The organism is Micromonospora sediminicola, assembly GCF_900089585.1.
Classification (GTDB): domain Bacteria; phylum Actinomycetota; class Actinomycetes; order Mycobacteriales; family Micromonosporaceae; genus Micromonospora; species Micromonospora sediminicola.
This window is the reverse complement of record NZ_FLRH01000003.1, coordinates 2516322-2528931: the sequence shown is the minus strand read 5'-3', so window position 1 is coordinate 2528931 and position 12610 is coordinate 2516322. Positions and strand designations below refer to the sequence as shown.

At 72.2% G+C, this 12610-nt stretch carries 12 protein-coding genes and 1 pseudogene; 8 read left to right on the top strand and 5 right to left on the bottom strand.

Annotated elements, in window-relative coordinates; all coding sequences use genetic code 11:
- Window positions 1-23 precede the first annotated feature (23 nt).
- Window positions 24-710, bottom strand: a complete 687-nt coding sequence (locus tag GA0070622_RS12470) for a cellulose binding domain-containing protein (protein ID WP_091573456.1) — start codon at window positions 708-710, stop codon at window positions 24-26.
- Window positions 711-857: 147 nt separating this feature from the next.
- On the opposite strand from GA0070622_RS12470, the gene GA0070622_RS12465 reads away from it, so the two are divergent.
- The gene (locus GA0070622_RS12465; protein ID WP_245666194.1) at window positions 858-1463 is read left to right on the top strand and encodes a GNAT family N-acetyltransferase; all 606 of its coding nucleotides are present in this window, start codon (window positions 858-860) and stop codon (window positions 1461-1463) included.
- 37 nt (window positions 1464-1500) lie between these two features.
- On the opposite strand, the gene GA0070622_RS12460 is transcribed toward GA0070622_RS12465, so the two are convergent.
- Window positions 1501-2154 (bottom strand): GOLPH3/VPS74 family protein, encoded by a 654-nt coding sequence (locus GA0070622_RS12460; protein WP_091573454.1) that lies wholly within the window; start codon window positions 2152-2154, stop codon window positions 1501-1503.
- A 198-nt stretch (window positions 2155-2352) separates the two neighbouring features.
- Between GA0070622_RS12460 and GA0070622_RS12455 the strand changes: the two genes are divergently transcribed.
- A complete protein-coding gene (locus tag GA0070622_RS12455; protein ID WP_091573453.1) occupies window positions 2353-3861 on the top strand; it encodes an APC family permease in 1509 nt (502 codons plus the stop codon).
- Window positions 3862-3931: 70 nt separating this feature from the next.
- Here GA0070622_RS12455 and GA0070622_RS12450 read toward each other — a convergent pair whose 3' ends face one another.
- Together GA0070622_RS12450 and GA0070622_RS12445 are read right to left on the bottom strand one after the other, a co-directional pair.
- A complete protein-coding gene (locus GA0070622_RS12450; protein WP_091573452.1) occupies window positions 3932-4321 on the bottom strand; it encodes a hypothetical protein in 390 nt (129 codons plus the stop codon).
- A gap of 40 nt (window positions 4322-4361) precedes the next feature.
- Entirely contained in the window at window positions 4362-5057 is a 696-nt protein-coding gene (locus tag GA0070622_RS12445) for a hypothetical protein (protein WP_091573451.1), read from the bottom strand.
- 19 nt (window positions 5058-5076) lie between these two features.
- Here GA0070622_RS12445 and GA0070622_RS32515 point away from each other — a divergent pair, with 19 nt between their 5' ends.
- The 3 genes from GA0070622_RS32515 to GA0070622_RS12435 all read left to right on the top strand — a co-directional run bounded on the left by GA0070622_RS32515 (window position 5077) and on the right by GA0070622_RS12435 (window position 7948).
- Window positions 5077-5247 (top strand): hypothetical protein, encoded by a 171-nt coding sequence (locus GA0070622_RS32515; protein WP_172967964.1) that lies wholly within the window; start codon window positions 5077-5079, stop codon window positions 5245-5247.
- A 44-nt stretch (window positions 5248-5291) separates the two neighbouring features.
- Entirely contained in the window at window positions 5292-6176 is an 885-nt protein-coding gene (locus GA0070622_RS12440) for a hypothetical protein (protein ID WP_091573450.1), read from the top strand.
- Window positions 6177-7300: 1124 nt separating this feature from the next.
- Window positions 7301-7948, top strand: a complete 648-nt coding sequence (locus tag GA0070622_RS12435; protein WP_091573449.1) for a C39 family peptidase — start codon at window positions 7301-7303, stop codon at window positions 7946-7948.
- A 50-nt stretch (window positions 7949-7998) separates the two neighbouring features.
- On the opposite strand, the gene GA0070622_RS12430 is transcribed toward GA0070622_RS12435, so the two are convergent.
- Entirely contained in the window at window positions 7999-8652 is a 654-nt protein-coding gene (locus tag GA0070622_RS12430; RefSeq protein WP_091573448.1) for a DedA family protein, read from the bottom strand.
- Window positions 8653-8876: 224 nt separating this feature from the next.
- Between GA0070622_RS12430 and GA0070622_RS12425 the strand changes: the two genes are divergently transcribed.
- From GA0070622_RS12425 to GA0070622_RS12415, 3 genes and pseudogenes are all read left to right on the top strand, one after another.
- A complete protein-coding gene (locus tag GA0070622_RS12425) occupies window positions 8877-11732 on the top strand; it encodes an aconitate hydratase (protein WP_091573447.1) in 2856 nt (951 codons plus the stop codon).
- Window positions 11733-11844: 112 nt separating this feature from the next.
- Window positions 11845-12253: pseudogene (locus GA0070622_RS12420) on the top strand (DUF5753 domain-containing protein); the annotation flags it as partial.
- On the top strand, window positions 12244-12429 hold the full coding sequence (locus tag GA0070622_RS12415; protein WP_091573446.1) for a DUF397 domain-containing protein: 186 nt from the start codon (window positions 12244-12246) through the stop codon (window positions 12427-12429). The pseudogene GA0070622_RS12420 and the gene GA0070622_RS12415, both read left to right, overlap by 10 nt.
- Window positions 12430-12610 lie beyond the last annotated feature (181 nt).

Sequence of the window (12610 nt, the reverse complement as noted above, 5' to 3'; positions counted from 1 at the left end):
GCAGGTGGGGTCGCCCCGCCGGCTCAGAGCCCGGCGCAGGTCACGCCGTCGACCGCGCAGCTCGCCGGACGGGAGCCCGCCCGTTCGATGTGGAACTGCACCGGCACCGACGCGCCCGCGGCCAGGTCGACACCGCTGCGGTAGGTGAACACGTCGTCGGCGAAGCCGAACGTGCCCTGCTCGGCACCCTGCACCCAGGCCGTGACCAGCCGGCCCCCGGGGAACGTCAGCCGCACCGTCCAACCCTGCGCCGCGCCGCCGGTGTTGACCAGCCGCACCTCGCCGATGAAACCGCCGTCGAAGGTGCTCACCACCGCGTACCGGCCGGTCACCGCGGACGGCGGGGCCGGCGGCGGAGGCGGCGGGGCGGGTCGGCCGCCGGCGCGCGGGCTGCTCGTCGGCGCGACCGGCGTCGGCGCGGCGGGCAGCACGGTCGACCGCGGGGACAGCCCCGGGACCACGGGCCGCGCGGCCGTGCTCGGCGGGGCGGCCGGGCCGCCGGAGGGGGTGGGCGGGGACGACGGCAGCCCCGGCAGCGACATCACCGGGTCCGACGGCGCGGCCGCCGGGAACGTCCGCCGGCCCCGCACCGAGCCGAGCGCCACCACCAGCAGCACCACCATCACGATGACCCCGATCGCGACCAGGATCCAGGGCGACGAGGTGATGGCGGCCCCGGGCGAGGAGCCGGGGCGACGCGTACGGGACATGGTCCTCCGTTCGGCGGGCCGGGCCAGCGTAGCCATGGGGACCGGGGTACGGCGAGCGGTTCGCCGGGGCCTGCCGCGCGACGGAGGGCACCTGATACGTTGCACGCCGATCAATGACCACAATGGCTCGTGCAGCCGGCAGGACGGGTGGCAGTGACTCAGTGGCAGGGCAACATCCGGCGAGCGTCCACGCAGGACGCCGCCGTCGTGACCGCAATCCTCGCCGAGGCGTTCATGCGCGACCCGGTGAGCGGCTGGATCTTCCCGGCCGACGACCACCGCGCGCGGGTGCACCCCGCGTTCTTCGGGCCGTTCGTCGCCCTCGCGCTGCGGACCGGTGAGGTCCACGTCGCCGGGGACGGTCTGGGCGCCACGCTCTGGCTGCCGGTCGGGGGCGACCACGCCGAGGACGAGGGCGAGGAGCTGGCCGACCTGGAGAACGCGATCGGGCCGGAGGCGATGAAGCGCTTCGGCGTGCTCGACGAGCTGATGGCCGCCAACCATCCCGGCGAGCCGCACTGGTACCTGCCGTTCATCGGCGTGCACCCCGACCACCACGGCAAGGGTGTCGGATCGGCGTTGCTGCGCGACCGGCTGGCCGAGCTGGACCGAGCCGGCACCGCCGCGTACCTCGAGGCCAGCACTCCGCGCAACGCCGCGCTCTACGAGCGGCTCGGCTTCCGGCGCCGCCCGGTGACGCTGGACCTGCCCGAGGGACCCAGCCTCTACCCGATGTGGCGCGACCCCGCCTGAGCGGGTCGGTCCCGCCCCGGCCCATCGGGGCGGGACCTCAGCGGCGTACCGTCGTGGTGCTGGCGTCGAGCGCGCCGACCACGGCGGCGAGCAGCCCGTCGAGCTGCGCCGGCAGGAACCGCCGGCAGTCCCGCATCCGGCCGCCCACCTGCGGGTCGAAGATGTGCGTGGCGAGCCCGACCGCCTCCGCGAGGCTTGCCAGCAGCAGCGTGCCCGGGTCCAGCTCAGCCGGGGACGAGTGCATCAGCATGGCGGTCAGCCGCACCCGGGGCGAGGCCGCCTGGTTCGGGTCGATGGCCGGCCAGCGGACCGACCGGCCGATGAGCTTGCCCTGCTCGCGCCGCAGGACGCCGGCGGTGACCAGCCGGGTGCCGACCCGCTCGTTGATGTTGAGCTGGGTGCGCAGGTAGCGGATCCACAGCCGGGCCGGGTGCGCGCCCTCACGACGCAGGATCTCGGTGATCAGCAGGTCGGTCAGCGGCTCCTGCCACAACCGCGGGTCGACCGCGGCGATGCCGCCACCGTCGAGCGCGATCCGCCCCTCGAACATCAGCTCGGCGAGCGCGGCACCGGCCAGCCCGCACTCCAGCCGGTCGACGGCGACGTGCGGCTTACCGGTGAACTCGTCGTGTCCGATGAGGAACAGCGCATCGGCGAGCCGGTACGTGGCTTGTGCCCCGGGGTAGGTCATGGTCCATCCTCGAACGGTGGCCGTGATCGTCGACACGGGACGGTACGGCATGACCACGCACAGCTCAATTCCGGTCGTACACGCGCGCCCCAATCGATATCGAAGTGGGGTTGTGACGATCCGTGATCACCAATACCCTGCTTCAGGCTGTTCCGAAGTAGACACCTCTACCCCCTCACCCCCTCCCCTGGAGAAGCCTTGTCCTCCGATCCGTTCTTCTCCGACGGTGGGCTGCGCCGTGGCCGTCTCGGCACCGCCCATCTCGTCTTCTTCACCGTCGCCGCATCGGCCCCGCTGACCGTTCTCGGCGGCGGTGTCACCACCATGTACGCCGTCAGCGGCAACATCGGCGCCGCGCTCGGCTACGTGCTGCTCGCCGCCGTCCTCGCGGTCTTCGCCACCGGCTACGCCGCGATGAGCCGGTACGTCGCCAACGCCGGCGCGTTCTACGCGTACATCGCCAACGGCCTCGGCCGGGCCGGCGGGGTGGCCGGCTCGGCGGTCGCGCTGGCCGCGTACAACGCCATCCAGATCGGCCTCTACGGGCTGCTCGGCGCCATCGTCTCCGACTTCATGTCGGCCAAGGCCGGGCTGGACCTGGCCTGGTGGGTCTGGGCGCTGCTGGCCTGGGTCTTCATCGGCGTGCTCGGCGTGCTGCGCATCGACCTCAACGCGAGCGTGCTGGCGGTGCTGCTCGTCCTCGAGTGCATCGTGGTGCTGATCTTCGACCTGGTCGCGTTCGCCCACCCGGCCGGCGGCAGCGTCACCACCGCCGGCATCAGCCCCGGGCAGCTGTTCGGGGCCGGGTTCGGCGCCGTGCTCGCGTTCACCATCGCCTCCTTCACCGGCTTCGAGAGCGGCGCCATCTACAGCGAGGAGGTGAAGGACCCGCGGCGCACGGTGGCCCGCGCCACCTACATCGCGGTCGCCTTCACCGGTCTGTTCTACGCCTTCTCCGCCTGGGCGCTGACCGTGCTCACCGGGCCGGAGAACGCGCCGCAGGCCAGCGGCGAGGCCGGGCCGGGCGTCGTCTTCGGCGCCCTCGACCAGTACACCGGCGCGGTCGTCGCGGACATCGCCAACGTCCTGTTCATCACCAGCGTGCTCGCCGCCCTGCTGTCGTTCCACAACGGCGTCGCCCGCTACCTGTTCGCGCTGGGCCGGGAGAACGTCCTGCCCCGCTTCCTCGGCGCCACCTCCAGCCGCAGCGGCGCTCCGGTCGCGGGCTCGCTGGTGCAGAGCGTGCTGGCCGTGGTCGTCTTCCTGGCGTTCGCGGTCACCGGCCGGGACCCGGTCATCGACCTGTTCACCTGGCTGTCCGGCTCGGCCGCGGTCGGTGTCGTGCTGCTGATGACGCTCACCTCCGCCGCCGTCGTCGGCTTCTTCCGGGGCCGCTCCGGCCCGGAGACGCTGTGGCAGCGGGCGATCGCCCCGGCACTCGGCACGGTTCTGCTCACCGCCGTGCTGCTGGTGCTGCTGTTCAACTTCGACGCGCTGCTCGCGCCGGACACCGCGAGCTATCTCAAGTGGCTGCTGCCAGCGATCCCGGTGATCGCCGGTGCGCTCGGCCTGATCTGGGGCGCGGTGCTGCGGACCAGCCGGCCGGACACCTACCGCCGGATCGGCCAGGTGACCGAGGAGGGCCTGCACGAGCCGGGCCTGCACTCGGCGCCCGAGGCCGACCGCTGGGTCGGCAGCCGCCGCTGACAGGTAAGGAGGGGCCCCTTCTTAACGCATGCGGTAGAGGAGGGGCCCCCGCTTAACACCCGGGGGCGGTTCAGGCGGTGCGGATGACGGTGCAGATCACCGGGCCTTCGTCGGTGGTCCGCAGCACGTAGCGGTAGCGCTCGCCCGGCACCGCGCCGCCCTGGCTGTCCAGGAACTCCCACCGCACCGCCACCTCGGTGAGCAGCGCCGACACCTGCTGCACGTCCTCGATCTGGGCGTTCGCGGCGACCAGTTCCCGCTCCTGGTAGTCGGGTGCGGCGCCGACGAAGCTCAGCGCCACGGCGGCCGGCGAGGTGAACGAGAAGCTGTAGGTGTCGGCGACCACCAGCCCGGGCAGGGCGTAGCAGCCGGCGATGGCCGGCACGTCGGCGGTGGTCAGCGCCACGCCGTACCGGTCGAAGAAGTCGGTCAGCGTGTCGAGGTCGGTGGAAGCCGTCACGAGGCTCCTCATTACCGGCCGGCCGACCGGGCAAACCTGGTCAGCGGGGTGGGATGCGCACCTCGATCTCCGCGCCGAGCTGCGCGCCGCCGGTCAGGGCCAGGTCGTCGCCGCTCCAGAACCGCCCCGGGTCGTACCAGTTGGGGCGCCGGCCGGCGGGCAGCAGCCCCATCGCCTCGTAGGTCACCGCGACCACCTCCGCGCAGTACGCCGTCTCCAGCGCCCGGTCGCGGCCGGAGGTCCGGCCGCCCTCGGTCGACCCGCTCCCGTCCGTCGGCGGGCCCCCGTCCGGGGTGAATGGACGGCGGCGGGGGTGCGGCACCCGGCCCCGGGCCCAGCGCCACGCGAGCTGCGCCGTCGACGGGAAGGGCGTTCCATCGAGACGGGCCACGGTACGCAGCACCGCCTCCTCCATCGCGGCGTCGACCGGCGGTTCGAGCTGACGCAGCCAGCCCCGCTGGCCGTAGCGGTTGGCCCAGACGCAGACCGCGTCGCGCAGGTCGTGCAGTTGCACGCCGCGCTGGTGCGTGCCGGTCCACATGTCCGGCAGCGAGCGGCCCAGCTCCGCGTGCCACATCAACGGCGGCATGTCGTCCAGCACCACCGCCATGCCCACGTGGTTGACCGGGCTGTTGGTGGTGAACTGGATGGCCCGATCGGGCACGCTGCGTCCGCGGAACACCCACAGGTCGCCGGTGCGGGTCAGCTCCACGGCCTCGTCCAGGCTGATGCTCATGGAGGACTACCCTAAGCCGATGCGGCAACGAGTGCGGTGGTGGAAGCTGCTCGGCCTGGCCGGTCTCGCCGGCGTCGCGGCGACGGGCGTGGTCGTGGCCCGGGCGGAACGACGGCGGCGGGCGTACACCCCGGAGGAGATCCGGGACCGGCTGCGCGAGCGGCACGCGAAGGCTTCTTCCTCCTCCTGACTGGAGGGTTACGGGCGGCGGTGACCTGCCCTATCATCGGTCCGATGGGAAACAGTTTCTGGGAGACGCAGTTTATTCTCGATCCCCCACCCGCCCCGACCGAGCGACACGGTGACGTCGACCTGCACCTGCCGGCCGGCGACGGCCCTCACCCCGGCGTGGTGGTGGTGCACGGCGTCCCCGGCCCTCCGCAGGCGCCGGACGCCCGGGACTGGCCGCTCTACCGCGGCTACGGCGCCCTGCTCGCCGACCGAGGCGCGGTCGTCGCGATCCCTCGGCTCGCCGTGGCGAGCCCCGACGACCTGACCACCGTCGCCACCCGCGTCGCCGACGCCGCCGCCCTGCTCCGGGCCGATCCCCGCGTCGACAGCGACCGCTTGGCAGTGTGGTTCTTCTCCGGCGCGGGCCTGCTGCTCGGCGACTGGCTGCGCGACCCGCCCCGCTGGCTGCGCGGCCTCGCCGCGACGTACCCGCTGCTGGCACCCCTGCCCGACTGGCCTCCGATCGACCGGCGCTTCCACCCGCTCGACGCCCTCATCCCGCCCACTCCCACTCCCCCCACAGCCGACGCCGCCGGACCGGCGGGCGCCGCCGGCGCGACGGGCGGGGCCGGCGCGACGGGCGGGGCCGGCGCGACGGGCGGGGCCGGCGCGACGGGCGGGGCCGGCGCGACGGGCGGGGGCTCGGCTGGTGTGGTTCCCGCCGTCGGTGCTCCGCCGACGCTCGTGCTGACCCGGGTCGGGCGGGACCGACCCGAGGTCGCCTCCACCGTCGCGGCGTTCACCGCCGCCGCCGAGCGACAGGGTTTGCCGATGCGCGTGGTGAACGTACCGAACGGACGGCACGGATTCGACGCTCTGGACCACACCGAGGAATCCCGGACTGCCGTCCGCACCGCCCGGGACGCCCTGCTCGACCTGCTCACCTGACGTCCCGATCCATGACGCCGAGATGCCGGCGACACGGCGGGGCTCTTCGCGGCGACGTGGCTGGTGCCGGGCGCCGACCCTCGGGTGGGACGCCCCGGGGTGAGCCTGGCCTGCTGTCGGTGCGTCGGGCCGTGACATTCGCGTGTCCGCCAGCCGGCCGCCGAATGCGGGCGACGCCGGGCCGGTTGCTCGGTCGCCGCCCCTGCACCCAGGACGGATCGGGCACAGCCCGCGCCCGCAGCACTCACCTCCGCGACGCCTTTCGAGCTGATATCAGAAACGACTCGGAGGGCCGGGACCCGCCCGCGACCAGAGCGTGAGTCGCTTCCGGGCGTCGGCACCCGCCCGCGACGAGAGCGTGAGTCGCTTCCGGGCGTCGGCACCCGCCCGCGACGAGAGCGTGAGTCGCTTCCGGGCGTCGGCGCCCTTCCGCGAGGAGAGCGTGAGTCGTTGACGGCATCAGCTCGATAGGCAGCGTGACAGGGCACGGCCCGGCCCGTGCGGGGTCACCGGACGTCCCCCGTCGGTGGTGTCCGCCGGCCGGATGCCAACTGCGGTCGTGTGGGGTGTTGGCTGCTCGCCTCAGGATCACCGCCCGCGACGCCTCGAGATCTTGGAAGGAAACGGCCCCCATGAGGGCCGCTACCTTCCAAGATCTCGGGACCGTCGACCAGAAGCCGACGTCGACGCGGAGGTGGTCGGAGATAACCGCCCTGATGTCCGGTTCGGCGAGCCGCCACGCACAGTGGCTGGGTGCCATGAGCGCGTGTGTCGGGTTGGGTGGTGGTCGGCGCCACCGTGAGCGTGGAATCGGTGCCGGGGGTCAGGCGTTGTACCGGGTAGACCGCGCGCCGCCCCGGTCCCCCGAGCCGACAGGCCCGGCCCGGTCGGAATGATCGGCCGCCGCCGGTGGTTACACACCCCGGACCCCGGCAGGCCGCCCGGTTGGAATGACCGGCCGCCGCCGGTGGTTACATCCCCCTGAGCCGCCCGTGCAGGCCACCCCGCTGGCCGCCGCGCAGGCCCCGTGCACGCCCTGTCGGGCCGCCGGACTTGCAGACTTCCCCCCTCTTCACACGGCACCCCCGTGCCGTGCCCCCCCACCCCCCCTGGGAGGCACCATCATGGCTACCACCCTGCTGCGTAAGACCGTGCTGACCGCTGCTGGTATCGCCGCGACCGCCGGTGGCATCGCCGGCCCCGCGATCGCCGCCCACGCCGCCCCCACCGACACCACCACCGTGGTCGCCGACCGCAAGGGCCACGGCGAGCGGGAACTCGACGTGCGCTACGAAGCCCAGCCCAACTTCTACTACTGCGGCCCCGCCGCCACCCGCAACGCCATCAGCGTCCTGGGCAAGAACATCGACGTCCACGCCATGGCCCGCGAAATGGGCACCACCGAGAACGGCACCAACAGCATCAACGACATCACCCCCGTCCTGAACAAGGAAACCGGCAAGCCCTACCGCTCCGTCGAAATCAGCGACCGTAAGGCCGACGACAAGCAGACCGACACCCTGCGCACCGACATCATCCGCACCATCGACGACGGCCGCGCCGTCGTGGCCAACATCGCCGGCACCGCCACCGACACCGACAACACCACCCACTCCTTCGAAGGCGGCCACTACATCAGCGTCATCGGCTACCGCGACAACGGCAACACCGTCACCATCGCCGACAGCGCCAACCCCAACACCGCCACCTACCGGATGAGCATCGACAACCTCGCCGACTGGATCGCCACCCGCGGCTACAGCACCAGCTGACCCACCAACACGGCAAGGGCCCGACCCCACCACGGGGGTCGGGCCCTTTCTCAGCGTTCCGTCGCCCCGACCGGCTCGGCCTGGTCGGGCGTCTCGACCGGGCCCAGCCGCTTCGCGCGGCGGCGCAGCCACGCGGTGCTGACCAGGCCGGCCAGCACGGCGAGCACCAGCCCGGCCCAGGAGATGTCCTTGAGCCAGTGCTCGGCGGCCCGCCCGACGGAGAACAACAGGTAGGTGGTGCCGAACGCCCAGACCAGACCGCCGGCCGCGTTCGCCACCAGGAACCGGCGGTACGGCACGTGCAGCGCCCCGGCCAGCGGGCCGGCGAGGATGCGCAGCAGCGCGACGAACCGCCCGAAGAAGACCGCCCAGACACCGTGGCGGGCGAAGCTCTGCTCGGCGCGGGCCAGGTGCGCCGGGCCGAGGTGCTTGGGGAAGCGCCGGCCCAGCCGTTCGAGCAGCGGCCGGCCGCCGCGGCGGCCCACCGCGTACCCGATGGAGTCGCCGACGATCGCGCCGGTCGCGGCGGCGATGGCCACCCACTCGGGCTGGACCACCCCGGTGGCGGCGAGCAGGGCGGAGCTGACCAGCACGATCTCGCCGGGCAGTGGGATGCCCATGCTCTCGACGCCGATCACCCCGCCCACGATCAGGTAGATCACGCCCGGGGGTAGCGCGGAGAGCCAGTGCTGCACGTCGACCACGCACCGACCCTACCCGCGCGACGTCGCCTCCCGAGGGCCCGAAGGACACGTGCGGACCCGTCGCCGGCCGGGAGCCCACCGCGTCCCGCACGCTGACACGAGGTTGCGCGAATAGCAAGACGGACGTACGGTTTTGTAGAGACCGACGTAGGTAAGTGTCGCCTAAGCACGGCGGCGCCCCGGTCGGTGCGACAAACTGCTCAGGACTACTCACGGTCGCTGGTGTGAAGGAGTACGACGTGGCGAGCCTCGACACCTTCGGTGCGAAGACCCAGCTACGCGTCGGAGACGCGAGCTACGAGATTTTCAGGATCGACAAGGTGGAGGGCCACGATCGGCTGCCCTACAGCTTGAAGATCCTGCTGGAGAACCTGCTGCGGACCGAGGACGGCGCGAACATCACCGCCGACCACATCCAGCAGCTCGGCGCGTGGGACCCCACCGCCGACCCGAGCGTGGAGATCCAGTTCACCCCGGCCCGGGTGCTGATGCAGGACTTCACCGGTGTGCCCTGCGTCGTCGACCTGGCCACCATGCGCGAGGCGGTCCGCGACCTCGGCGGCGACGCCACCAAGGTGAACCCGCTCGCCCCGGCCGAGCTGGTCATCGACCACTCCGTCATCGCCGACCTGTTCGGCCGCGAGGACGCCTTCGAGCGCAACGTCGAGCTGGAGTACGAGCGCAACAAGGAGCGCTACCAGTTCCTGCGCTGGGGCCAGACCGCGTTCAACGAGTTCAAGGTCGTCCCGCCGGGCACCGGCATCGTGCACCAGGTCAACATCGAGTACCTGGCCCGTACGATCATGGAGCGCAACGGCCAGGCGTACCCGGACACGGTCGTCGGCACCGACTCGCACACCACCATGGTCAACGGCCTGGGCGTGCTGGGTTGGGGCGTCGGTGGCATCGAGGCCGAGGCCGCGATGCTCGGCCAGCCGGTCAGCATGCTGATCCCGCGCGTCGTCGGCTTCAAGCTCTCCGGCGAGATGCCGGCCGGCACCACCGCCACCGACCTGGTGCTCACCATCACCGAGATGCTGCGCAAGCACGGCGTGGTCGGCAAGTTCGTCGAGTTCTACGGCCCGGGCGTGAGCGCGGTGCCGCTGGCCAACCGCGCCACCATCGGCAACATGTCGCCGGAGTACGGCTCGACCGTGGCGATCTTCCCGATCGACGCCGAGACCGTCCGCTACCTGGAGCTGACCGGCCGCGACGCGTCTCAGGTCGCGCTGGTCGAGGCGTACGCCAAGGAGCAGGGCCTCTGGCACGACCCGGCGCGCGAGCCGGAGTACTCGGAGCGCCTGGAGCTGGACCTCGGCACCATCGAGCCGTCCCTGGCCGGCCCGAAGCGCCCGCAGGACCGGGTGCCGCTGGGCAGCGCCAAGACGCTGTTCCGCTCGGCGCTGACCGACTACGTGGCCGCCGACGAGACCGGCGGCGACCCGGGTCGCAAGCCCGGCGTGCCGCAGCAGGAGAAGCCGTTCGGCACCGACGGTCCGGCCGACGAGGCCAGCGCCGAGTCCTTCCCGGCCAGCGATGCCCCGGCCAACGGCGTCAACGACCCGGCGGACGCGCCGCGCGACCTGGAGACCGCCGCCGTGGGCGCGGGCGGCCGGGCCACCAACCCGGTACGCGTGACGGGCGCCGACGGCGTCGAGTACGAGCTGGACCACGGCGCCGTGGTGATCGCCGCGATCACCTCCTGCACCAACACCTCGAACCCGCAGGTGATGATCGGCGCCGCGCTGCTGGCCCGCAACGCGGTGGAGAAGGGCCTGGCCCGCAAGCCGTGGGTGAAGACCACCCTGGCCCCGGGCTCGAAGGTCGTCATGGACTACTACGACCGCTCCGGCCTCACGCCGTACCTGGAGAAGCTCGGCTTCAACCTGGTCGGCTACGGCTGCACCACCTGCATCGGCAACTCCGGCCCGCTGCCGGAGGAGGTCTCCGCCGCCGTCAACGAGGGCGACCTGGCCGTCGTCTCGGTGCTCTCCGGCAACCGCAACTTCGAGGGCCGGATCAACCCGGACGTCAAGATGAACTACCTGGCGTCCCCGCCGCTGGTGGTCGCGTACGCGCTCGCCGGCACCATGGACATCGACCTGGCCAACGAGCCGATCGGCGAGGACTCGCAGGGCAACCCGGTGTACCTGCGGGAGATCTGGCCGAACACCGCCGAGATCCAGGACGTCATCGCCTCGGCGATCGGCGCGACCGGCTTCAGCTCCGCGTACGCCGACGTGTTCGCCGGCGACGAGCGCTGGCAGTCGCTGCCGACCCCGACCGGTGACACGTTCTCCTGGGACGGCGAGTCGACCTACGTGCGCAAGCCCCCGTACTTCGAGGGCATGCAGCAGCAGCCGACCCCGGTGCAGGACATCGCCGACGCGCGGGTGCTGGCCAAGCTGGGCGACTCGGTGACCACCGACCACATCTCCCCGGCCGGCTCGATCAAGGCGGACTCCCCCGCCGGCACGTACCTGGCCGAGCACGGCGTGGCCCGGCACGAGTTCAACTCGTACGGCTCCCGCCGGGGCAACCACGAGGTGATGATCCGGGGCACGTTCGCCAACATCCGGCTGCGCAACCAGCTCGTCCCGGGTGTGGAGGGCGGCTTCACGGTCAACCACCTCACCGGCGAGCAGTCCTCGATCTACGACGCCTCGATGGCCTACCAGGAGGCGGGCGTCCCGCTGGTCATCCTGGCCGGCAAGGAGTACGGCTCGGGCTCGTCGCGTGACTGGGCGGCCAAGGGCACCATGCTGCTGGGTGTGAAGGCGGTCATCGCCGAGTCGTACGAGCGGATCCACCGCTCGAACCTGATCGGCATGGGCGTCCTGCCCCTGCAGTTCCCGGTGGACACCACCGCCGAGTCGCTGGGCCTGACCGGCACGGAGACGTTCTCGATCAGCGGCGTCACCGCGCTGAACGACGGCGACACCCCGCGCACGGTGAAGGTCACCACCGACACCGGCGTGGAGTTCGACGCCGTGGTCCGCATCGACACGCCGGGTGAGGCGGACTACTACCGGCACGGCGGCATCCTGCAGTACGTGCTGCGCCGCATGATCGCCAGCTGACCTTGGATGTAAGGAAGGGCCCCTTTTTAACAGCTCGCTGTTAAAAAGGGGCCCTTCCTCTACCCCAGGCGTTAATAAGGGGCCCTTCCTTTTATCTCAGGAGGTCACCGACCTGGTCACCGCCCGGCTGGACCGGCAGGGCATCCTCACCCGCGCGCGGGCCGCAGTACGTCGTGGTGCTCGACGAGCAGGTGCTGCGCCGCGCCGCCGCCGGCGACCGGGCACTGATGGCCGCGCAGGTGACCCACCTGCTCGCCTGCGCCGAACTGCCGAACGTGCAGCTTCACGTGGTTCCGGCGGACACGCCGACCTATCCCGGCCTGGACGGGCCGTTCGTCATCGCGGAGCTGCGCGACGGCAACCGGGTGGCGCATGTGGACAGCCAGGCCCGCGCGCAGATCATCGAGCAGCCCTCGGAGATTGCTACCCTGGAGCGTCGGTGGGAACGCATCCGGGGCGAGGCACTCCCCCGCACGCGGACCCTGGAACTGCTGAGGGAAGCGGCGGCGGCATGGACCTGAACGGCGCCCGGTGGCGCAAGAGCACCCGCAGCGGCGGCAACGGCGGCAACTGCGTCGAGGTCGCCGGCAACCTGCCCGGCGTGGTCGGCGTCCGCGACTCGAAGGACCCGGCCGGTCCGGTGCTCACCTTCAGCCCGGCGGCGTGGACCCGGTTCGTGACGTCGACCCACCGCTGAGCGGGTCACCCCAGGCACGTGGCGCACCCGCGAGCCGGCTGCGCCGGCGAACGGGTGGCGCCATGACCGGGCAGCGCGGAGGTGGGCGGCAAGCTTGCCCTGCCCGACGGGAGACCCCTTCGCCGCTGCGTCCGGGGAGCAGTCGCTGCCTCGTCGACGGTGGTGGTCTCGACCGTGCTCG

Bases quoted from the DNA above. Each gene is read 5' to 3' on its own strand.
- GA0070622_RS12470 (WP_091573456.1), bottom strand. From the start codon at position 710: ATGTCCCGTACGCGTCGCCCCGGCTCCTCGCCCGGGGCCGCCATCACC.
- GA0070622_RS12460 (WP_091573454.1), bottom strand. From the start codon at position 2,154: ATGACCTACCCCGGGGCACAAGCCACGTACCGGCTCGCCGATGCGCTG.
- GA0070622_RS12445 (WP_091573451.1), bottom strand. From the start codon at position 5,057: ATGAGCATCAGCCTGGACGAGGCCGTGGAGCTGACCCGCACCGGCGAC.
- GA0070622_RS32515 (WP_172967964.1), top strand. From the start codon at position 5,077: ATGCGGCAACGAGTGCGGTGGTGGAAGCTGCTCGGCCTGGCCGGTCTC.
- GA0070622_RS12440 (WP_091573450.1), top strand. From the start codon at position 5,292: ATGGGAAACAGTTTCTGGGAGACGCAGTTTATTCTCGATCCCCCACCC.
- GA0070622_RS12435 (WP_091573449.1), top strand. From the start codon at position 7,301: ATGGCTACCACCCTGCTGCGTAAGACCGTGCTGACCGCTGCTGGTATC.
- GA0070622_RS12415 (WP_091573446.1), top strand. From the start codon at position 12,244: ATGGACCTGAACGGCGCCCGGTGGCGCAAGAGCACCCGCAGCGGCGGC.